At 72.8% G+C, this 20,498-nt stretch carries 18 protein-coding genes and 2 tRNA genes; 13 read left to right on the top strand and 7 right to left on the bottom strand.

The features are described 5' to 3' along the window. The first annotated feature begins 44 nt into the window (after positions 1-44). From gyrA to E4623_RS06870, 6 genes are all read left to right on the top strand, one after another. Positions 45-2,672: a DNA gyrase subunit A gene (gene gyrA, locus E4623_RS06890; protein ID WP_245155001.1), complete on the top strand. Its 2,628-nt coding sequence runs from the start codon at positions 45-47 to the stop codon at positions 2,670-2,672. After that, on the top strand, positions 2,672-3,340 hold the full coding sequence (locus E4623_RS06885) for a DUF3566 domain-containing protein (protein WP_134765799.1): 669 nt from the start codon (positions 2,672-2,674) through the stop codon (positions 3,338-3,340). Before gyrA ends, E4623_RS06885 begins: the two co-directional genes overlap by 1 nt. 68 nt (positions 3,341-3,408) lie before the next feature. After that, positions 3,409-3,482: transfer RNA gene (locus tag E4623_RS06880), tRNA-Ile, on the top strand. 46 nt (positions 3,483-3,528) lie between these two features. Continuing rightward, positions 3,529-3,657, top strand: a complete 129-nt coding sequence (locus E4623_RS22940) for a DLW-39 family protein (protein ID WP_209020557.1) — start codon at positions 3,529-3,531, stop codon at positions 3,655-3,657. A 28-nt stretch (positions 3,658-3,685) separates the two neighbouring features. Then, positions 3,686-3,761: transfer RNA gene (locus E4623_RS06875), tRNA-Ala, on the top strand. A gap of 25 nt (positions 3,762-3,786) precedes the next feature. After that, positions 3,787-5,892: an acyltransferase family protein gene (locus tag E4623_RS06870; protein ID WP_134765798.1), complete on the top strand. Its 2,106-nt coding sequence runs from the start codon at positions 3,787-3,789 to the stop codon at positions 5,890-5,892. Positions 5,893-5,917: 25 nt separating this feature from the next. Here the strand turns inward: E4623_RS06870 and E4623_RS06865 are convergent, their stop codons facing one another. Further along, a complete protein-coding gene (locus tag E4623_RS06865) occupies positions 5,918-6,703 on the bottom strand; it encodes an MBL fold metallo-hydrolase (protein WP_209020556.1) in 786 nt (261 codons plus the stop codon). A gap of 138 nt (positions 6,704-6,841) precedes the next feature. Here E4623_RS06865 and E4623_RS06860 point away from each other — a divergent pair, with 138 nt between their 5' ends. The 4 genes from E4623_RS06860 to E4623_RS06845 are packed head-to-tail and all read left to right on the top strand — an operon-like array spanning position 6,842 to position 9,805. Next, complete coding sequence (locus tag E4623_RS06860) at positions 6,842-7,582, top strand: SURF1 family protein (RefSeq protein ID WP_134765796.1); 741 nt, start codon at positions 6,842-6,844, stop codon at positions 7,580-7,582. Further along, on the top strand, positions 7,579-7,953 hold the full coding sequence (locus tag E4623_RS06855) for a DUF3817 domain-containing protein (protein WP_245154946.1): 375 nt from the start codon (positions 7,579-7,581) through the stop codon (positions 7,951-7,953). The genes E4623_RS06860 and E4623_RS06855 overlap by 4 nt, the downstream gene beginning before the upstream one ends. 2 nt (positions 7,954-7,955) lie before the next feature. Continuing rightward, entirely contained in the window at positions 7,956-8,789 is an 834-nt protein-coding gene (locus E4623_RS06850; protein WP_134765795.1) for a patatin-like phospholipase family protein, read from the top strand. After that, positions 8,786-9,805: a 1-acyl-sn-glycerol-3-phosphate acyltransferase gene (locus tag E4623_RS06845; protein ID WP_134765794.1), complete on the top strand. Its 1,020-nt coding sequence runs from the start codon at positions 8,786-8,788 to the stop codon at positions 9,803-9,805. The genes E4623_RS06850 and E4623_RS06845 overlap by 4 nt, the downstream gene beginning before the upstream one ends. A gap of 18 nt (positions 9,806-9,823) precedes the next feature. On the opposite strand, the gene E4623_RS06840 is transcribed toward E4623_RS06845, so the two are convergent. After that, positions 9,824-10,558: a hypothetical protein gene (locus E4623_RS06840; protein ID WP_134765793.1), complete on the bottom strand. Its 735-nt coding sequence runs from the start codon at positions 10,556-10,558 to the stop codon at positions 9,824-9,826. A gap of 207 nt (positions 10,559-10,765) precedes the next feature. On the opposite strand from E4623_RS06840, the gene E4623_RS06835 reads away from it, so the two are divergent. Both E4623_RS06835 and E4623_RS06830 read left to right on the top strand, forming a co-directional pair. Continuing rightward, a complete protein-coding gene (locus tag E4623_RS06835) occupies positions 10,766-11,287 on the top strand; it encodes a peptidylprolyl isomerase (protein ID WP_134765792.1) in 522 nt (173 codons plus the stop codon). Between the two features lie 10 nt (positions 11,288-11,297). Continuing rightward, positions 11,298-12,257 carry a rhomboid family intramembrane serine protease gene (locus E4623_RS06830; protein ID WP_134765791.1) on the top strand — a complete coding sequence of 320 codons (960 nt, stop codon included), beginning with the start codon at positions 11,298-11,300 and terminating at the stop codon, positions 12,255-12,257. 288 nt (positions 12,258-12,545) lie between these two features. On the opposite strand, the gene E4623_RS06825 is transcribed toward E4623_RS06830, so the two are convergent. Next, complete coding sequence (locus tag E4623_RS06825; RefSeq protein ID WP_245154944.1) at positions 12,546-13,022, bottom strand: cell division protein CrgA; 477 nt, start codon at positions 13,020-13,022, stop codon at positions 12,546-12,548. Between the two features lie 82 nt (positions 13,023-13,104). Here E4623_RS06825 and E4623_RS06820 point away from each other — a divergent pair, with 82 nt between their 5' ends. Continuing rightward, positions 13,105-13,935 carry a DUF881 domain-containing protein gene (locus tag E4623_RS06820; protein WP_245154943.1) on the top strand — a complete coding sequence of 277 codons (831 nt, stop codon included), beginning with the start codon at positions 13,105-13,107 and terminating at the stop codon, positions 13,933-13,935. 178 nt (positions 13,936-14,113) lie between these two features. Here E4623_RS06820 and pknB read toward each other — a convergent pair whose 3' ends face one another. The 4 genes from pknB to E4623_RS06800 form a co-directional block, all read right to left on the bottom strand. Next, positions 14,114-15,934, bottom strand: coding sequence for a Stk1 family PASTA domain-containing Ser/Thr kinase (gene pknB / locus E4623_RS06815; protein ID WP_134765789.1), 1,821 nt, complete (start codon positions 15,932-15,934; stop codon positions 14,114-14,116). Continuing rightward, positions 15,931-17,514 carry a serine/threonine-protein kinase gene (locus E4623_RS22935; protein WP_209020555.1) on the bottom strand — a complete coding sequence of 528 codons (1,584 nt, stop codon included), beginning with the start codon at positions 17,512-17,514 and terminating at the stop codon, positions 15,931-15,933. The genes pknB and E4623_RS22935 overlap by 4 nt, the downstream gene beginning before the upstream one ends. A gap of 22 nt (positions 17,515-17,536) precedes the next feature. Further along, positions 17,537-18,997 (bottom strand): penicillin-binding protein 2, encoded by a 1,461-nt coding sequence (locus tag E4623_RS06805; protein WP_134765788.1) that lies wholly within the window; start codon positions 18,995-18,997, stop codon positions 17,537-17,539. 91 nt (positions 18,998-19,088) lie between these two features. Then, positions 19,089-20,498 (bottom strand): FtsW/RodA/SpoVE family cell cycle protein, encoded by a 1,410-nt coding sequence (locus E4623_RS06800; protein ID WP_134765787.1) that lies wholly within the window; start codon positions 20,496-20,498, stop codon positions 19,089-19,091.

Raw genomic sequence — 20,498 nt, 5'->3', positions numbered from 1 at the left:
CTCCCCTCGGCGGCCGGATCGAGCCCGTCGAGCTGCAGACCTCGATGCAGCGCGCCTACATCGACTACGCGATGGCCGTCATCGTCGGTCGCGCGCTGCCCGACGTCCGCGACGGCCTCAAGCCGGTGCACCGCCGGGTGCTCTACGCCATGTTCGACGGCGGCTACCGGCCCGACCGCGGCTTCTCGAAGTGCTCGCGCGTCGTCGGTGACGTGATGGGCCAGTACCACCCGCACGGCGACACCGCGATCTACGACACCCTGGTGCGCCTGGCGCAGCCGTGGGTGATGCGCGCGCCCCTGGTCAACGGCCAGGGCAACTTCGGCTCGCCGGGCAACGACTCCGCCGCGGCCATGCGGTACACCGAGTGCCGGATGGCGCCGCTCGCGCTCGAGATGGTGCGCGACATCGACGAGGACACCGTCGACTTCCAGCCCAACTACGACGGCCGCTCCGAGGAGCCCGTCGTCCTGCCGGCCCGCTACCCGAACCTGCTGGTCAACGGCTCGGCCGGCATCGCGGTCGGCATGGCCACCAGCATCCCGCCGCACAACCTGCGCGAGGTCGCCGACGGCGCCCGCTGGGCCCTCGAGCACCCCGACGCCTCGCGCGAGGAGCTCCAGGAGGCGCTGCTCGAGCGGATCAAGGGCCCCGACTTCCCGAACGGCGCCCTGATCGTGGGCCGCCAGGGCATCGAGACCGCCTACCGCACCGGGCGCGGGTCGATCACCCAGCGCGCGGTGATCGAGGTCGACGAGGACAACCGCGGACGCACCTGCCTGGTCATCACCGAGCTGCCCTACATGGTCAACCCCGACAACCTCGCCCTCAAGATCGCCGAGTTGGCCGACTCGGGCAAGGTGCAGGGCATCGCCGACGTCCGCGACGACACCTCCGACCGGACCGGCCAGCGGCTGGTCGTCGTCCTCAAGCGCGACGGCGTCGCGCGCGTCGTGCTCAACAACCTGCTCAAGCACACCGAGCTGCAGACCAACTTCAGCGCCAACATGCTGGCGCTGGTCGACGGCGTCCCGCGGACCCTGTCGATCGACCAGTTCATCTCCAACTGGGTCGAGCACCAGGTCGAGGTCATCCAGCGGCGCACCCGCTACCGCCTCGCCGAGGCCGAGAAGCGCGCCCACATCCTGCGCGGCCTGGCCAAGGCGCTCGACGCCCTCGACGAGGTCATCGCGCTCATCCGCCGCTCGCCCGACGTCGAGGACGCCCGCACCGGCCTGATGGAGCTGCTCGAGGTCGACGAGGTGCAGGCCACGGCCATCCTCGACATGCAGCTGCGCCGGCTCGCGGCCCTGCAGCGGCAGAAGATCCTCGACGACCTCGCCGCCATCGAGCTCGAGATCGCCGACCTCGAGGACATCCTCGCCAACCTGGGCCGGCAGCGGCAGATCATCTCCGACGAGCTCGACGAGATCGTGGAGAAGTACGGCAACGAGCGACGCACGCAGATCATCGCCGCCGACGGTGACCTGTCGATGGAGGACCTCATCCCCGACGAGGACCTCGTCGTCTCGATCACCCGCGGCGGGTACGCCAAGCGGACCCGCGCCGACCAGTACCGCAGCCAGAAGCGCGGCGGCAAGGGCGTGCGCGGCGCGACCCTGCGCGGCGACGACGTCGTCGAGCACTTCATCGCCACGACCAACCACCACTGGCTGCTGTTCTTCACCACCGCCGGCCGGGTCTACCGCACGAAGGCCTACAACCTGCCCGAGGCCCAGCGCGACGCCAAGGGCGGGCACGTCGCCGGCCTGCTGAGCTTCCAGCCCGACGAGTCGATCGCCCAGGTGCTCGCGATCCGCGACTACGACCAGATGCCCTACCTCGTGCTCGCCACCCGCAACGGCCTGGTCAAGAAGACCCGGCTCGGTGACTACAACTCCCCGCGCCAGGCCGGCGTCATCGCGATCAACTTCCGCGAGGACGACGACGAGCTGATCGGCGCCGAGCTGGTCGGCCCCGACGACGAGATCCTGCTGGTGTCGCGGCGCGGCCAGGCGGTGCGCTTCCGCGCCGACGACGGGCAGCTGCGGCCGATGGGCCGGGCGACGTCCGGCGTCACCGGGATGGCGACGGCCGACGCGGACTCCGTGCTCTCGATGTCGGTGATCCGGGCCGCGCAGGCCGCGGCCGAGGACGCCGACGAGAGCGAGGACGTCAAGGTGCAGTACGTCTTCACGATGACCGACGGCGGCTTCGCGAAGCGCTCCCGGATCAACGAGTACCGGCTCACCAACCGCGGCACCAAGGGTGTGCGGGCGATGACCCTCACCAACGAGGACCGCGGCGGCCTGGTCGGCGCGTTCATCGTCGAGGACGGCGACGAGGTGCTCTCGATCACCCAGGGCGGCCAGGTGGTGCGCAGCCCCATCAACGCCGACTTCCGGCCGCTGGGTCGCTCGACGCAGGGCGTGAAGTTCGTGTCCCCGAAGAAGGGCGACGCCGTCGCCGTCGTGGCCCGCTCGATCGAGGCGAAGGTCGTCGAGGAGGCCGGGGGCGAGCTGCCCGAGGAGGACGTCGTCGAGGGTGCCGGCGAGGGTGCCGGCGAGGGTGTCGGAGGTGTCGAGGTTTCCTCGGATGTGGTAGCGGATGACACAATCGACGCTGAGGCGTCCGCCGCGGACGTCGTACCCGAGGGTGAGGACCAAGGCTGATGAGTGATCGGCCCGCACCGACGAGCCCGCCGCCGACGACTCCGCCGCCGGCCGCGAGCCCGACACCGCAGGCCCGGACGCCGAAGCCTCCCCAGGCCCCGAAGCAGCCGAAGCCGAGCAAGCAGCCCCGCCCCGACGCGTCGCCGGGTGCCGGCGACACCGTCGTCCGGCCCGGGCTCGCCGAGCGCATCCAGGCCAAGCTGGCCGGCGGTGACCGGCCCGACGACGGTGCCGACCGCGACACCGACCGGGCCGCGCCCACCGCGACCTCCAAGGCGACCAAGGCCAAGCAGCGCGGTCCGCGGCGGGCCCGGCTCCGGCTGACCCGCATCGACCCGTGGTCGGTGATGAAGACGGCGTTCCTGCTCTCCATCGCCTTCGGCATCGTCACCGTCGTCGCCGTGGCGATGATCTGGGAGGTCATCGGGGCCGCCGGTGTCTGGACCTCGATCAACGACACCGTCAAGGAGGTCGTCAACGAGCCGAGCACGGCCGACTTCGACATCGAGGACTACGTCGGCACCGAGCGCGTGCTGGGCTTCACGATGCTGGTCGCCGCGGTCGACGTCGTCCTGATCACCGCGATCGCGACGCTGACGTCGTTCCTGTACAACATGTCCGCCGCGCTCCTGGGCGGCATCGAGGTCACCCTCGCCGAGGACAACTGACCCACCTCGATTGGGACCACCTCGGTGCCCTGAGGTAACGTTCCACCGCCTGCTCACGCGGGCGGTTCGGGCCTATAGCTCAGACGGTTAGAGCGCTTCCCTGATAAGGAAGAGGTCACAGGTTCAAGTCCTGTTAGGCCCACGCACGTGGGGCCGCTGCCCCCGATCCGGCGCGAGATGGAGATGCGATGAAGAAGATCCTGCTGCTCGCGCTCGCCGCTGCCGGCGCGGTCGTCGTCCGCAAGAAGATGGCCGACGGCCGTGACGAGCAGGCCCTCTGGGCCGAGGCCACCGACACGGTCCGCAAGGCACACTGACCTGATCCGCGGTCCGGCGTGACCGCACGGGGCCTTGGCGCAATTGGTAGCGCACCTGCTTTGCAAGCAGGGGGTTAGGGGTTCGAGTCCCCTAGGCTCCACCACCACCAGCCGCGAGGGCCGCGCGAGATGAGCACAGCAGGCAGCGTGGGCGACACCGGCACCGTGAGCGGTCGTGCCCAGCGCCTCGACATCCAGGGTCTGCGGGCGCTGGCGGTGGGCCTGGTGCTCGTCTACCACCTGTGGCCGAACCGGCTCGGTGGCGGTTTCGTGGGGGTCGACGTCTTCTTCGTCATCTCCGGGTTCCTCATCGGGGGACACCTGCTGGCCGAGCTCGGGAGCACCGGGCGGATCCGGCTCGGCCGCTTCTGGGCACGCCGTGCGCGACGGCTGCTGCCGGCGTCCCTGCTGGTGCTGGCGGCCGTCACCGTCGCCGTCCTGACGGTCGTGCCGCTGAGCGCGCGCGAGGACTTCCTTCACCAGGTCGCCGGCTCGGCGCTCTACGTCCAGAACTGGGTGCTCGCCGACCAGGCCGTCGACTACCTGGCGATCGACGCCGCCCCGGCGCCGGTGCAGCACTACTGGAGCCTCGCCGTCGAGGAGCAGCTCTACGTCGCCCTCCCGCTCGTGCTCGTCGCCGGGCTGCTGCTCACCCGCGGCCGGGCCGGGCAGCGGGCGCGTCGCTGGTGGCCGGTCGCGCTGCTCGGCGTCCTCGCGGCGGCCAGCCTGGCCTGGTCGGTGGTGAGCACCGGCACCGATCCCGGCGTCGCGTACTTCTCCACCCTCACCCGGGCGTGGGAGTTCCTGGCGGGCGCGCTGCTGGCGGCGACCCGCCTGCGGCTCGGCCCGGTGCCGCGGCAGGTCGCCGGCGCGGTCGGCCTCGGGGCGATCCTCGTCTCCGCGGCGACGTTCGACGGTGGCGCGTTCCCGGGCGCCGTCGCGCTGGTGCCGGTGCTCGGCGCCGTCCTGGTGCTGGCCGCGCACGACCGGGGCCCCGTGGCGTGGGCGAGCACCTGGCGGCCGGTGAGCTGGCTCGGGGACGTCTCGTACGCGGTCTACCTGTGGCACTGGCCCCTGATCGTCCTGGTCCCGTACGTCACCGACGAGCCCCTCGGCACCGCGCACAAGCTGGCCATCGCCGTGGTGACGGTGGTGCTGGCCTGGGCCTCGACGGCCTACGTCGAGCACCCGCTCCGATCCGCGCCCGGTCTCCGTGGCGGCCACCGGGGCGCGCTCGTGCTCGCCGCGACCCTGGTGACCACGCTGGCGGTGGCGGCGATCGCCGTCCTCGGCGCGCGGTCCGCGGTGCGCGAGCAGGAGGACCAGCTCGCCGAGGCGCGGGCGCGGCTGCTCTCGGGCGACGCCGACTGCCTGGGGGCGGCGGCGATGGACCCGCGGTCGACGGGGTGCGACGACCTCGGCGACACGCTCGTCCCGCCACCGTCCAGCGCGTCGATCGACGACTACGTCGACCCGGACTGCTGGGCGTTCTTCGGGGTGACCGAGCTGCGGCTGTGCGGGTTCGGCAGCGACGACCCGGCGGCGCCGCGGGTGCTCGCGGTCGGGGACTCCCACAGCTACGGCTACCTGCCGGCGTACGAGAGCCTCGCGGCGGAGCTGGGGTGGCACGTCGACGTCGCCACCCGCGCCGGCTGCTCGTGGGGCACCCGGCCGCAGGGCGGCCGCACCGAGACCTACGCCGGCGAGTGCAGCGAGTGGAAGCAGGCGCTCGCCGAGCACCTGGCCGCGAGCCCGCCGTACGACGTCATCCTCACGACCGCCGACCAGGGCGGCTACCTCGCCGAGCCCGAGGCCGGCGAGACCGCTCGCGAGGCGACCGTCGCCGGGCACCACGAGGCGTGGGCGGCCGAGATCGCGCGGGGGGCCGTGGTGGTGGCGCTGCGCGACTACCCGGCGGGCGCCGCGGACGTCGTCCGGTGCGTCGAGGAGCACGAGAGCGAGGCGGTCGCCCGGTGCAGCCGCGCCCGGGACGAGGCGATCGGCCCGTTCGACGCCCTGGCCCGCGCGGTGGAGCAGACGCCGGGCTCGGCCCTGGTCGACCTGCGCGACCTGATGTGCACCGAGGAGACCTGCCTGCCGGTCGTCGGCAACGTCGTGGTCTACCGCAACAAGGCGCACCTGACGGCGTCGTTCGTGCGCACCCTGGCGCCGTACCTGGTCGAGCGGGTGCCGGCCGCCGTGGAGCGGGCCCGACGCTCCGCCCCGGGCCGGTAGCCCCCGGCGACGGACTCGTCGCCGGTCAGCCCGCGGAGGTGAACGCCGCGAGCTCGACCGGGTCGTGCGCGCTGAACACCCGCAGCCCGTCGTGGCCGCCGCGCACGAGCTCGCCGAGGCGGTCGCGGTTGGCCAGGCGCCGCTCGTCGTCCTGGGCGAGCAGGCGCTGGACGACGCGCAGCGCGCGCGGCCCGGACGGCGGGGCGGCGAGGTCGTCGCGGTGGAAGTAGGCGTCGCCGGCGTGCGCGAGCCAGCCCTCGCCGTCGCGCACCGCGACCAGGGCGTGCCCGCGGGAGTGCCCGGCGAGCGGCACCATGAGGACGTCGTCGCCGAGCACGGTGACCGACTCGAAGCCGAACCAGTCCTCGCCGGTGCCCTGTCCACCGCCGGTGCCGTGGGTGACGAAGTCGGCGTCCCTCCACTGGGCCGCCAGGTAGCGGCCGTGCTCCATGCCGTGCGGGTCCCGCGCCGCGGCGAGCTCGGCCTCGTAGACGTGCACGCGGGCGCGGGGGAAGTCGGAGATGCCCCCGACGTGGTCGAGGTCCATGTGGGTCAGCACGATGTCGGTGACGTCGTCCGCGGCGTACCCCAGCGCGGCGACCTGCGCGAGCGCGGTCTCGTCGGCGCGCAGCTGGGGGCGCATCAGCGCCTTGAACGCCCGTCCGAGCCGCTGCGGGGAGGCCACGTCGGCGGTCCCGAACCCGGTGTCGACCAGCAGCAGGCCCGCGGCCCGCTCGACCAGCAGCACGTGCGTCACCATCGCGCCCACGATCGGCGGGTGGAACGACGCGCAGTTGAGGTGGTGGATCACCCCGGCATCGTGGCAGACCGGCGCCGGCCCGGGCGACAGTCCCGGCCGATCGGCTCGTCGTCCGGGGCGGTCGGCGACCCGGACAGCCGGGACCATCCCGACCGGAGCCTTCCCCCACCGGCTCCGTACCCTGGAGGGGTGCGTGAGCTGCTGACCCCGAGGATGCTGGGGGCGCACCTGGTGGGCCTCGTGTGCGTGCTGGTGGCGGGCGGGCTCGGCGTGTGGCAGTACGAGGCGTGGCAGCAGCACCGGGACGACGAGCGGGTCGACCTGACCCAGGGCGAGCCGGTGGCCCTGGCCGACGTCCTGGGTCCCGACGACGGGTTCCCGGCCGCCCGGGTCGGCCAGCCGGTCGAGATCAGCGGCACCTGGCTGCCCGACGCCACGGTCTTCGTCGCCGACCGCCGGCACGAGGGTGTCGACGGCTACTGGGTCGTCACGCCGATCACCAGCGGTGCTGCCGACCAGCCCGCGGTCCCGGTGGTGCGCGGGTGGGTCGAGGACCCGGCCGACGCGCCGGCGCCGCCGTCCGGTGCGGGTGAGGTGACCGGCTGGCTGCAGCCGCCGGAGGGCACCGGTGCCACCGACGAGGACCCGACCGACGACGTCTTCCCGCAGCTGCGGGTCGCCGACCTCGTCCAGCGGGTCGACGGCGACCTGTACGGCGCCTACGCCGTCGCCGAGGACGGCATCGACGGGCTCCCGGCCGGGGACCTCGAGGAGCTCCCCGAGCCCAGCAGCACCACCGCGCTGAAGAACATCCTCTACGCCATCGAGTGGTGGGTCTTCGGTGCCTTCGCCGGCTTCATCTGGTGGCGCTTCGTGCGCGAGTCCCGTGCCCCGGCGCTCGCGGAGCACCCGGTACCGTCGTCGACGTGAGCTTCGAGACCAGACCCGACATCCGCCGGGCCCTGCTCGCCTACCGCGTCATGGCGACGATCGTCGGGGTGCTGCTCGTCGTGCTGATCCTGGTCGGGGTGCCGCTGAAGTACCTCCTCGAGGACGGCACCGGTGGCCAGGAGCTCGGCGCCTGGATCACCAGCTACCTCGGCGTCGCGCACGGCTGGCTCTACATGATCTTCCTGTTCGCCGCCTTCCTGCTCTCCCGCCGGGCCGACTGGGACATCCCCTACACCGCCGTCACCCTCCTGTGCGGCACCGTGCCCCTGCTGTCGTTCTGGGCCGAGCACCGCGCCACGGCCCGCGTGCGCCGCGAGCACGGCGCCGACACACCCGCCACGACCCCGTAGGCGTGACCACCGCGTTCGTGCTCGGCGGCGGCGGCGTCCTCGGCGCGGTCGAGGTCGGCATGGTCCGCGCGCTGCTCGAGCACGGGGTGGTGCCCGACCTGGTGCTGGGCACCAGCATCGGCGCGATGAACGGCGCCCTGGTCGCCCGCGAGCCCGAGCTCGCCGTCGTCGACCGGCTGCTCGACCTGTGGCGCGGCGCGGCGGCGTCGGGACGCGACGTCCTGGGGGACACCCCGCTGCGCACGGTGCGTCGGGCGGTCACCAGCGGCACCCACCTGTACAGCGCCGAGCCGCTGGCCCGCCGGCTCGCCGACGAGCTGGGCGACGTCCGCTTCGAGGAGCTGCCGGTGCGCTTCCAGGTCTGCGCGGCCAGCATCGAGCGGGCGGCCGAGCACTGGTTCACCAGCGGGCCGGTCGTGCCCGCGGTGATCGCCAGCGCCGCCGTCCCGGGGCTGCTGCCGCCCGCGGAGGTCGACGGCGAGCACTACCTCGACGGCGGCATCGTGAACTCGGTGCCGCTGGGCCGCGCCGTCGCGCTGGGGGCCACCCGGGTCTTCGTGCTCCAGGTCGGTCGCTTCGACCGGCCGCTCGAGGCGCCGCGCAAGCCGTGGGAGGTGGCGCGGGTCGCCTTCGAGATCGCCCGCCGGCACCGCTTCGTCCGCGAGCTCGACGAGCTGCCCGACGGCGTCGAGTGCCACGTGCTGCCGGCGCGGGGGACCTCCGAGAAGGACGACACCCTGCGCGCCTCGCGCGACTTCGCCAGCGTCGAGCGGCGCATCGAGCAGACCTACGAGGCGTGCACGGCCTACCTCGACGGCCGCGACGTCCCCGCGTGAGGCACGGGTTCCGCCGTCTCGTCCTGGCCCCCGCGGTGGTCGGCCTCGCGGTCGTGACCTGGGTGACCCTGCCGGTGTGGCTCCTGCTCGCGGCCGCCCTCTCGCCGGTGCTGCCCGGTCGGTGGCGGGCGCTGAGGCTGCTGTGGCTCCTCGTGCTGTACCTGACGACGGAGGCGCTCGTGCTCGTCGTGCTCCTCGGGTGGTGGCTGGCCTCGGGCTTCGGGCGCCGGGTGCGGACGCCGTACTGGGAGGGGGTGCACTACGACCTGGTCCAGGGCGTGATGTGGGTGTTCTTCCGCGAGGCGCGTCGCGTGCTCAAGCTGTCGATCGCGACGGATGGCCCGGCGCCGGACGCCCACCCCGGCGTCCCGATCCTCGTCGCCTGCCGGCACGCCGGCCCGGGCGACTCGTTCACGCTGATCCACGCGCTGATGCACTGGTACCAGCGCGAGCCGCGCGTCGTCCTGAAGGACACCCTGGCCTGGGACCCGGCGGTCGACGTCCTCCTGAACCGGATCCCGGCCCGCTTCATCGCCCCGAACCCTGGCCCGGACGCCGACCTCGCGAGCCTCATCCACGCCCTGGCCAGCGGCCTCGACGAGAACGACGCCTTCGTGATCTTCCCCGAGGGCGGCAACTTCACCGAGGAGCGTCGCGACCGCGCGATCGCCCGGCTGCGGCGGCTCGGGCTCGAGCGGATGGCGCAGCGGGCCGAGCAGATGACCACCGTGCTCGCCCCGCGTCCGGGCGGACTGATCGCGGCCCTGGACGCGGCGCCGGACGCCGACGTCGTCCTCGTCGCCCACACCGGGCTCGACCACCTGCTCACCGTCGGCGACCTCTGGCGGGCGCTGCCGATGGACAAGCAGATCGTGATGCGGTGGTGGCAGGTGCCGCGCGAGGAGATCCCGGAGGGGCGCGAGGCGCGCATCGAGTGGCTCTTCGACTGGTGGGAGCGCATCGACGACTGGATCAAGCAGAACCGCCCCGAGGACCGGGGTCCTCGGGGCGGCTGAGCCTGGTGCTCGACGTGGTCAGTCGGGCGTGTTCGGCTTGTCGTCGGGGTCGATGTCGACGATCTCGGCCGGCTCGTCGGGCGTCGTCACCGGGTGCGGCGCCTCGGCGGCGTCGGCGATCGCCTCGTCGGGCGCGGCGCCTGCCGAGTCGTCGATCGTGGTGGTGGCGGGCGTGACCGGCGTCGCGGTCGGCGCGGTGGCCGGCTTGGCCGCCGGCTTGGGCGCGGGGGCCGGCGTCGGCTTGTAGGAGGACTGCCAGTTGTCGTCCTTGCCGCCCTGGAGCTTCTTGGCGACGAAGGCGACGGCGCCGGCGATGATCGCGAGGAGGGCGAACTTCTTCAGCTTGCCCTTCTTCTTCGGCTCCTCGCCCTTGATCCTGGCGACCTGGGTGTCGGCGAGCTCGCGGGCCTGGGTCGCCCTCGCAGCGGCCACCGAGGCGCCGCTCGCGACGAGCGGGGCCGCCTTCTCGCGGACCTCGGAGGCCTTCTCGACGGCGAGCGCGGCGCCACCGGCGACGATCGGCGCGGCCTTCGCCCGGGCGTCGGCGAGAGCGGGGCCCGCCTTGTCACGAGCGTCGGCCAGCACGGGGCCGGCCTTGTCGCGCGCGTCGTGGATCGCGGGGATCGCGGTGTCCTGGACGAAGTCCTTGGCCTGCTCGAGAGCCGACTCGACGTGCGGCTTGAGGGCGTCGACGTAGTCGCTGGCCTGCGTGCGGGCCTGGTCGACGAGTGACTTCTTCTTGCGGAGTCCCATGTCGAGCCTCCCTTTCCTGGCCTCGCGGCCGTACGTCTGCGTGGAGGACCAGCCAACCACGTCGCGACAAACGCCGACCACCCCAGGTCGGGTGAGCCCGGCGCCGCGGCTGTGGGCGGCGTGGCAGGATCGGGTGCACGAACGCGCGTCCACCACGGGCGCGCGTGCGCACGTCCCACCTCATCACCCCGACCACGAAGGGCAGTCATGGCTGACCAGCAGGCCATCCTCAAGACGAACAGGGGCGACATCACGATCGACCTGTTCCCGAACCACGCGCCCGAGACGGTCGCCAACTTCACCGGCCTCGCCACGGGCGAGAAGGCGTACAGCACGCCCGACGGCCGCACCGGCAAGTTCTACGACGGGCTCGGCTTCCACCGCGTCATCTCGGGCTTCATGATCCAGGGCGGGTGCCCGATCGGCACCGGCACCGGCGGCCCGGGCTACACGTTCAAGGACGAGATCCACCCCGAGCTCGTCTTCGACAAGCCCTACCTGCTCGCGATGGCGAACGCCGGGCCGGGCACGAACGGCTCGCAGTTCTTCGTCACCCTCGGTGCGACCCCGTGGCTGAACCGCAAGCACACGATCTTCGGCGAGGTCGCCGACCAGGCCTCGCGCGACGTCGTCGACGCCATCGGTGCGACGCCGACCGCCGCGGGCGACCGCCCGGTCGAGCCCGTCGTGATCGAGTCCGTCGAGATCGTCGGCGGCTCCGAGAAGTGAGCTTGGCTCGTTGAGCACCTCCGGCCCTGCGGGGCCTCCTGCGCCCGGCGTCCCGGTCTGTTACCGGCACGCCGGGCGTGAGGCGCACATCCGCTGCCAGCGGTGTGAGCGCCCGATCTGCCCCGACTGCATGCGCGACGCCGCCGTCGGGTTCCAGTGCCCCACGTGCATCGCCGAGGGCGCCCGCACCACCCGGCAGGCCCAGGGCGCGTACGGCGGCGCCCGCTCGGCCAACCCGGCCCTCACGTCGTTCGTCCTGATCGGGACGAACCTCGCCGTCTGGCTGGCGATCGTGGTCACGGGGTGGTCGCAGAGCCCGCTCCTGGGCCGCCTGGCCATCTCGGCGCGCGGCATCTGCGAGTCGGTCTCCGACCCCGCGTCGTACTGGCGCGGCGTGGAGTCCGCCGCCTCGTGCGCCATGGTCGGCGGCGGCGACGGCAGCTGGGTGCCCGGTGTCGCGGACGGCGCCTACTGGCAGCTCGTCACCAGCATGTTCACCCACGAGCAGGTCTGGCACATCGGGGCCAACATGCTCTCGCTCTACGTGCTCGGACCGCAGCTCGAGGCCGCTCTCGGTCGGCTCCGGTTCGTCGCGCTCTACCTGCTCTCGGGCCTGTCCGGCTCGGTCGCGGTCTACTGGCTCTCCGGCACCGAGGGCTACACGCTCGGCGCCTCCACGGCGATCTTCGGGCTCTTCGGCGCCTTCGCCGTGATCGTCCACAAGGTCGGCAGCGACCTGCGGAGCATCGGCGGGCTGCTGCTCGTCAACGTCGTCATCACCTTCCTGCCCGGCCTCAGCATCTCCTGGCAGGGCCACCTCGGTGGCCTGGTCGGCGGCGTCGTCGTGACGGCAGCGCTCATCTACGCCCCGCGTGGTCCCCGCCGGGCGGTCGTGCAGGGGTGCCTGCTCTTCGCCTTCACGGCACTGCTGGCCCTCGCCGTGATCGCCCGCTCGGCCGCCCTGGCCTGAGCCCACCCCCGCCCCGTCTCCACCCCGGTCCCACGCCCGCCGACCCGTCAGCGATCACTGACGGGTCGGCGTCGTCGTGGGGGCAGTTGTCCACAGCTGTGGAACAACCGGTGGATAACTACATGCGTGTCATTCGTTCCACAGGTGTGGAGAAGCCTGTGGATAACTCTGGCTGTGGACGCAGGACGACCCCGGCCGTCTGGGCGAGGGCCGGGGTCGTTCCGGAGCTTCAGCAGGGGTGGCGCCGGTGGGCGCCGGTGCGGGAGGCAGTCGCGCTCCCGCGTCGGGTCACTCCCAGCGCGTGGCGAAGGTGAAGCCGACGGCCATGAACGCGATACCGACGCCCAGGTTCTTCTGGCCGAGGTCGTTGAAGATCGGCAGCGACGGGTCGGCCTGGTTCGCGATGGCGTAGAAGACGCAGATCCAGGCGAGCCCGAGCAGGAAGCAGCCGAGCATGCCGACCACGACGCCGCGGCCGCGGCCGAGCGGGGTGGAGGGGTGCGCGGCGACGACCAGGCCGAGGAAGAACAGGCCGAAGCCGATCAGGTAGTTCCACTGGTCGAGGTCCTGCATGAAGCCCGGACCGGTCGCGGGGTACGGCGCGCCCTCGGAGTTGAGGCCGTCGGGAGCGCGGACACCGATGTAGTAGAACGCGATCCATGCGATGCCGAGGACGACCAGGGCGATCGCGACCGCGAAGCGGATGCTGACCACCGGCCCCCGGTCGGGGTCGAAGGTCTGCTGCTTCGCCTTGAGCTTGGCCACGGGTCGGTTCCGATCTGATGGGTGCTGCGGACGGGGCCGGGCGCGCCACGGCGCGTCGCGGTCGCGAGTTACCTTAGTCGGCATGGACCCAGCCCACCCGGTCGACCCCGAAGTCGACGCCGGAGCCGACACCGGAGCCGACGGCCGAGCCGAGGTCGCGGCTCCGGTCGCGCGTTCGCGCGGTCCGTGGCGGATCGGGACGCCGGTCGTGGTCCTGCTGTCCGGTGTGCTCTTCGTCGCGAGTGCCACCACGAGCGGTGGCACCGACCTCCGCCCGGGTCGCTACACCGACCTGGCGTCGTTGACGCAGTCGGAGTCGGAGTCCTACGAGGCGCTCCAGGCCGAGGCGGCCGCCCTCCGGACCGAGGTCGAGGCGCTCACCAACGACATCGACGACGCCCGCGTGCGCCGCGAGCACCGCGTCGCCGACACGCTCAGGGGGCCGGCCGGTCTCGAGGCGGTCAGCGGGCCGGGGCTGCGCATCGTGCTGTCCGACGCGCCCGACGACGCCTTCGAGAACGCCCTGCGTGAACCCGACCCGGAGGCCAGGCTGCAACGCCTGGTGGTGCACCAGCAGGACATCCAGGCCGTCGTCAACGCCCTGTGGGCCGGCGGCGCCGACGCCGTCACCATCCAGGGGCAGCGCGTCGTCAGCACCACCGGCATCCGGTGCACCGGCAGCACCGTCCAGCTCCAGGGCGTGCCCTACCCGGAGCCCTACGAGATCGAGGCGGTCGGTGACCCCGAGACGCTCCAGGCGGCCATCGACGCCGACCAGGACGTCACCGGCTTCCGGCTCGACGCCGCCTCGCCCGACATCGGCATCGGCTGGGAGCTCGAGCAGGAGCCCGAGCTCGAGGCGCCGCCGTACGAAGGCTTGATCACCATGGACTCCGCCCGTCCCCAGGACTGATCGGCCCCGCTGCGGGTGGGGTGTCGGACCTGCCCAGCGCGCGCAATTGCCGCGAATCGGCCACGTTCGGCGCTGAAAACTGGCCACACGTCGGCAATTGCACGCGCTGGGCACGCGCTGGGCACCCGCTGGGCCCGCGACGAGCACGGGCAGCAGCCAGGGACCGTCGAGCGGCAGGTCAGTCCTCGTCGTCGTCCGACGCAGCGGGGCCGCGGGACGGCAGCGGGTCGGTGGGCAACGGGTCGGTCGGCGCCGGGTCCGTGGTGGTCGGCGGCGTGGTCGGCGGCGGGGAGGTCGTGGTCGGCTCGACGTAGACCGACACGAAGATCACCACGACGCTGTCCTGCGGCAGCGGCTGGCCGGCCTCCTGGGCCTGGTCGGTGACGGTGCCCTTGACCTCGGTCGACACCGCGTCCGGCCGGACGTCGACGACGAAGCCGGCCTCCTCGATCAGCCGGGTGGCCTCACGCTCGGTCTTGCCGATGACGAACGGCACCTCCTTGGGTCCCTCGGAGTACTCGAGGGTGATCGAGGCGCCCTTCTCGACCATGGTGCCGGCCGCGGGGTTCTGGGTCAGCACCTCGCCCTGGGGCCGGTCGCTCTCGACCTCCTCCTGGCGGACCTTGGTGAAGCCCTGCTCCCGGAGCTCCGCCTTGGCGTCCTTCAGCGACAACGTGACGACGCTCGGCACGGCCACCTCCTCCTTGCCGATGGAGACGGTCAGGGTGATCGGTGAGCCCGGGGCGACGTAGTCGTCCTTGGAGGGACTTTGCTCGATGACCTCCTCGGCCGGGACGGTGTCGCTGTTCTCGTAGACGACCTGCGGGTCGACGGTGAGCCCTGCGTTGCCGATCGTCTGGCGGGCCTGGTCCTCGGTCATCCCGATCACGCCCGGGACCGGCGTGCGCTCCGGCGGCTCGGGGAACAGCTCGTCCTTGACGAGGAACCAGCCGGCCACGAGCAGGGCGACGACGAGCAGGCCGAGCAGCACCCACAACCCGGTGCGCGGGGGCCCGGGCTCGTGCGAGAGCGGCAGCGGCGTCGGCTCGGGGCGCCGCGGCGGCGTCGCGACCGGGGCGGCGACGGGCGCCGGCGGGGGCGGCTCGGGCGCCGGGGCCGGTGGCGGGACGGTGGCCTCGACCGGGCGGCCGGCGAGGTAGCGCTCGATGTCGTTGCGCATCGCGCCGGCCGACTGGTAGCGGTCCTCGAGCCGCTTGGTCAGCGCCTTGAGGACGATCGCGTCGACGGCGGGCGGCAGCTCGGTGTCGTGGTCGGACGGCGGGGAGGGCTGCTCCCGCACGTGCTGGTAGGCCACCGCGACGGGGCTGTCGCCGACGAACGGCGGCCGGCCGGTGAGCAGCTCGTAGAGCAGGCAGCCGGCGGAGTAGACGTCGGAGCGGGAGTCGACCGACTCTCCGCGCGCCTGCTCGGGGGAGAGGTACTGCGCGGTGCCGACGACGGCGGCGGTCTGGGTCATCGAGTTCGCGGCGTCGCTCATCGCGCGGGCGATGCCGAAGTCCATCACCTTGATGTCGCCCGACGGCGTCAGCATCACGTTGCCGGGCTTGATGTCGCGGTGGATGATGCCGGCACGGTGGCTGTAGTCGAGGGCCGAGAGCACGCCGCTGGTGATCTCGAGGGCGCGCTCGGGAAGGATCTTGCGGCCCTCGCGCAGGATGTCGCGCAGCGTCCGGCCGGCGACGAACTCCATCACGATGTAGGGCTGGGCGACCCCCGAGCCGTCGGTGGCCGGCTCCTCGCCGGTGTCGTAGACGGCGACGATCGAGGGGTGGTTCAGCGACGCCGACGACTGCGCCTCGCGCCGGAAGCGGGCCTGGAAGGTCGCGTCGCTGGCCAGGTCGGTGCGCAGCCGCTTGACGGCCACGATCCGGCCGAGGCGGCTGTCGGTGCCCTTGCGCACCTCGGCCATGCCGCCGCGGCCGAGCATCTCGCCCAGCTCGTAGCGGCCACCGACCACGGTGGGGGCTGGGTCGTTCACGGTGAGCTCTCTCCGTCGGTGGGCTGCGTCGGGCTGGTCTCGGTCTGCGTCGGTTCGGTGGTGGGCTCGGTCGGCGGTTCCGAGGTGGGCTCGGTGGTCGGCTCGGTCGTGGGCTCGGTGGTGGGGTCGGTCGTCGGCTCCGTCGTCTCCTCGGGAGCCACGCCCCAGAAGCTGACCGTGATCGTGTCGCCCTCGGTCACCGTGCCGGTCGGGTTGAGGCCGTCCACCACGCCGTCGCGACCCGGGTCGTCGTTGTCCTGCTCGTCGCGCCGGACCTGGAGGCCCAGGCCCTCGAGGGCGTCCTCGACGTCCTCGATCGGGTCGCCGACGTAGTCGGAGGCGTCGAGCTCGATCGTCGCGGGGCCCGACGTCGTCGCCGACTGCGACTGCGACTGCGTGCGGGTGCGGGTCGGGGTCGTGCTGGTGTCGGTGGTGTCGTCACCGTCGTCGTCACCGCCGGTGAGGAGCAGCGTCAGCACGATCGCGAGCGCGACGATCAGTGCGACCGCGGCCACGACCGGCCACGGGTTCCTCCGGTCGGGCACCGTCGAGCCGGCCGTGTCGGTCGTGCCGGTCACCGGCCCCGTGGGCGGCGGCGTCGGGGTCGGGTCGTACGCCGGGGCCGCGCCCAGGACCTGGGTGGCGGTGGTGTCGCCGACCGGGGGGACCGGCACCACCGGCACCACCGGGGCGACGGGGGTGCGCGGCGTGGCCCGGGTGGCCGGGACGGCGGCCGTGGGGTCGCGCAGCGCGGCCGCGAAGGCCGCGCCGTCGGCGTACCGCTCCTCGGGCTTCTTGGCCAGCGCCCGGCGGACGACGGCGGCCAGGTCGGCCGGCACGCTGGCCGGCAGGTCGGGGATCGGGTTGCGCAGGTGCGCCAGCGCGGTCGCGACGGGCGAGTCGGCCTCGAACGGACGGCGTCCGGCGAGGCACTCGAAGGCGACGACGCCGAGGGCGTAGACGTCGGACGCCGACGTGGCCGGGCGGCCCTCGGCCTGCTCGGGGGAGAGGTACTGCGGCGTGCCCATCACCGCGCCGGTGCGGGTGATGCCGACGCCGTCGGCGGCGCGGGCGATGCCGAAGTCGGTCACCTTCACCTTCCCCTCGGGCGTCACGAGCAGGTTGGCCGGCTTGACGTCGCGGTGGATGATCCCGGCGCGGTGCGCGGCGCCGAGGGCCTCGCCGACCTGCGACAGCAGGTCGCGGACGGCCTGCGGGTCGAGGTCGCGACCGCCGGAGGCGCCGCCGATCAGGGCCGAGAGCGGCTGGCCCTCGACGAGCTCCATCACCAGGAACGGGCGGGGGTTGCCCGACCCGTCGGTGGCCGCCTTCTCGCCGACGTCGAAGACCGACGCGATGCCCGGGTGGTGCAGGGCGGCGGCGTGCTGGGCCTCGGTGGCGAAGCGCGCCCGGAAGGTCGGGTCGTCCGCGAACTCGGTCTTGAGCAGCTTGACCGCGACCTGGCGGCCGAGCACGGTGTCGGTGGCGCGCCAGACCTCGCCCATCCCGCCGGTGGCTATGCGCGACTCGAGCCGGAACCGGCCGGCGTCGTCGGCGAAGTTGTCGGTGAGCTCGCTCATGCTGTGCCCCTCCCGTGTCGTGTCATCGGATGATGGCCTCCATCACGGCCTTCGCGATCGGGCCGCCGAGCGCGCCGCCGGCGATCTCCCTGCCGGGCGCCTCCTGGATCATGACGGCCACGGCCACGTCGGCGTCGTCCTGGGGGGCGAAGGAGACGAACCAGCCGTACGGCGGCTCGCCGGGGACGCCGCGCTGGGCGGTGCCGGTCTTGCCGCCGACCGAGACGCCCGAGATGGCCGCGGGCGACGCGGTGCCGTCGTCGACGGTGGAGACCATCACCTCGCGCAGGGCCTCGGCGGTCTCCTCGCTGATCGCGCGGGACAGCTCCTCGGGGTCGGTGGTCTGCGCGTCGTAGTCGGCCGACTGCACCTCGTCGACGATGTAGGGGCGCATCACGACGCCGTCGTTGGCGATCGCGGCGGCGACCATCGCCATCTGCAGCGGCGTGGCCTGCACCTCGAACTGACCGAACCCGACCTGCCCCACCTCGGGCGGCGTCAGCTCGTCGGGGAAGCTCGAGCGGACCTGACCGCCGAGGTCCTCGAGGTAGCTGCTGTTGAAGCCGAACTGCTCGGCCTGGCGCAGCATCCCCTCGGCGCCGACCTCGATGGCCAGCTGCGCGAAGGTGGTGTTGCAGGACTGCTCCATCGCCAGGCGCAGGGTGATCTCGCCGCTGCCGCAGTAGCGACCCTCGTTGTCGATCAGGCCGCCCTCGCCGGAGGTCTGCGGGAGCTGGAACGTGGCGCCGCCGGGCACCATCGCGTCGGCGCCCTCGTACTTGTCGGACTCGAGGGCGGCGGCGGCGGTGACGAGCTTGAACACCGAGCCCGGGAAGAGCCGCGTCTGGATCGCCCGGTTGAGCAGCGGGTCCTTGTCGTCCTCGAGCAGCCGGGCGTAGAGCGCGTCGCGGGTGGCGAAGTCGTGGGAGGCCAGCCGGTTGGGGTCGAACGTCGGCAGCGACACCATCGCGAGGATCTTGCCGGTCGACGGCTGGAGGGCCACCACGGCGCCCTCGACGTCGTCGCCGAGCGCGGCCAGGCCGTCGTACGCCGCCTGCTGCGCGTCGGGGTCGAGGGTCAGCTGGACGTTGCCGCCCTTCGGGGCCTTGTTGCTGAGCAGGTCGACCAGGCTGCCGATGAACAGCCGCGGGTCGTCGCCGGAGAGCACCTCGTTCTGGGAGGACTCGATGCCGCTGGAGGAGCCGAAGGAGAAGTAGCCGGTGACCGGCGCGTAGAGGCCCTTCGCCGGGTAGGTGCGCAGGTAGTTGAACTCGTCGTCGACCGGCTTGCTCTCCGCGATCGGCGTCCGGCCGACCAGGATCGCGCCGCGCTCGCTGGAGTAGGCGGCCTCCTTGACCCGGCGGTTCTCCGCACGGTCGTTGAGGCTGTCGGCCTCCCAGAACTGCAGGTAGGTGACGTTGAGCATCAGCGCCAGGAAGAGGAGGAGGCAGAAGATCGAGACGCTTCGGATGGGCTTGTTCATGAGGCTTCTCCGGGGTCCCTGCGGCGTCGTCCGTTGGAGGAGCGCAGCCGGGGAGCCGAGGGACGTCGGGGCGCACCTGCGCGTCGCGTGGTCATGTCTTGCTCAGCTTGATGACCTGGGTCGACTCGTCGTCGGGCGACGACTCGACCTCGGGGGTCAGCTCGGGGACGGGACGGCGGGCCTGGTCGGAGATCCGCAGCAGCAGCGCGATGATCACCCAGCTCATGACGAGCGAGGAGCCGCCGTAGGACAGGAACGACGTGGTCAGGCCGGTGAGCGGGATCAGCCGGGTGACGCCGCCGATGACGACGAAGAGCTGCAGCGCGAACACGCCGGCCAGGCCGGTGGCCATCAGCTTGCCGAAGTTGTCGCGGCAGATCAGCGCGGTGCGCAGCGCCCGCTCGACGACGATCCCGTAGAGCAGCAGCACGGCCAGGACGCCGGTCAGGCCGAGCTCCTCGCCGATCGCGGCCATGATGAAGTCGGACGATGCCTCGGGCACCCGGCCCGGGTCGCCCTCGCCGAGGCCCTTGCCGATCTGGCCGCCCCAGGCGAAGCCGAACAGGCCCTCGACGAGCTGGTAGCTGTTCTCGCCGGTTCCGCCGTCGTAGTACTCGAACGGGTGCAGCCAGGTGTCCACGCGCACCCGCACGTGGCCGAAGAGCCGGTAGCCGGCGACGGCGCCGCCGCTGAACAGCAGGGCGCCGACCACGACCCAGCCGGGTCGCTCCGTGGCGACGTAGAGCATGAGCAGGAACAGCCCGAAGAACAGCAGGCTGGAGCCGAGGTCGCGCTGGAAGACCAGGATGCCGAGGCTGATCAGCCACATCACCAGGATCGGACCGAGGTCGCGGCCCCGCGGCAGGTCGACGAACAGCACCCGGCGCCCGGCCAGCGCGAGGGCGTCGCGGTGCAGCACGAGGTAGCCGGCGAAGGCGACGACCAGCAGCACCTTGGCGACCTCGCCGGGCTGGAAGTTGAACGGGCCGAGGTGGATCCAGATCCGGGCGCCGTTGACCTGCTTGCCGATGACCGGGGCCATGGGCAGCATCAGCAGCACGATGGCGAGCAGCCCGGCGGTGTAGGTGAAGCGGGCCAGCACCCGGTGGTCGCGCAGCACCAGCAGGGTCAGGACGAAGAGGATCACCCCGAGGGTCATCCAGGTCAGCTGCTGCGGCGCGAAGGAGTCGCCCTCGGCCAGGTCGAGGCGGTGGATGACGGCCAGGCCGAGGCCGTTGAGGGCGGCGACGACGGGCAGCAGGACCGGGTCGGCGTACGGCGCGACGAGGCGGACGGCGACGTGCGCGGCCACCATCAGCCCGGCCAGCCAGCCGCCGTAGCCGACGATGTTGGCCGGCACCTCGCCGTCGACGCCGAGGCCGACGGCGGCGTAGCCGCCCACGCCGACGGCGAGGGCCAGCACGAGCAGGAAGAGCTCGGCCCCCCGCCGGCGGCGGTGGACGAACCCCATCAGGGCCCCGGTGCCCGGAGTGGTGGCCAT

It is taken from the genome of Nocardioides sp. 1609 (genome assembly GCF_004522105.1).
Lineage (GTDB): Bacteria > Actinomycetota > Actinomycetes > Propionibacteriales > Nocardioidaceae > Nocardioides.
This window is presented reverse-complemented; position numbering and strand designations above follow the sequence as displayed.

Excerpts from the sequence above, each read along its gene's own strand:
- E4623_RS22935 (WP_209020555.1), bottom strand. The coding sequence starts at position 17,514 with ATGAGCGAGCTCACCGACAACTTCGCCGACGACGCCGGCCGGTTCCGG.
- E4623_RS06840 (WP_134765793.1), bottom strand. The coding sequence starts at position 10,558 with ATGGGACTCCGCAAGAAGAAGTCACTCGTCGACCAGGCCCGCACGCAG.
- E4623_RS06835 (WP_134765792.1), top strand. The coding sequence starts at position 10,766 with ATGGCTGACCAGCAGGCCATCCTCAAGACGAACAGGGGCGACATCACG.
- E4623_RS06870 (WP_134765798.1), top strand. The coding sequence starts at position 3,787 with ATGAGCACAGCAGGCAGCGTGGGCGACACCGGCACCGTGAGCGGTCGT.
- E4623_RS06805 (WP_134765788.1), bottom strand. The coding sequence starts at position 18,997 with ATGAACAAGCCCATCCGAAGCGTCTCGATCTTCTGCCTCCTCCTCTTC.
- E4623_RS06885 (WP_134765799.1), top strand. The coding sequence starts at position 2,672 with ATGAGTGATCGGCCCGCACCGACGAGCCCGCCGCCGACGACTCCGCCG.
- gyrA (WP_245155001.1), top strand. The coding sequence starts at position 45 with ATGCAGCGCGCCTACATCGACTACGCGATGGCCGTCATCGTCGGTCGC.
- E4623_RS06800 (WP_134765787.1), bottom strand. The coding sequence starts at position 20,498 with ATGGCCACCACTCCGGGCACCGGGGCCCTGATGGGGTTCGTCCACCGC.
- E4623_RS22940 (WP_209020557.1), top strand. The coding sequence starts at position 3,529 with ATGAAGAAGATCCTGCTGCTCGCGCTCGCCGCTGCCGGCGCGGTCGTC.
- E4623_RS06820 (WP_245154943.1), top strand. The coding sequence starts at position 13,105 with ATGGACCCAGCCCACCCGGTCGACCCCGAAGTCGACGCCGGAGCCGAC.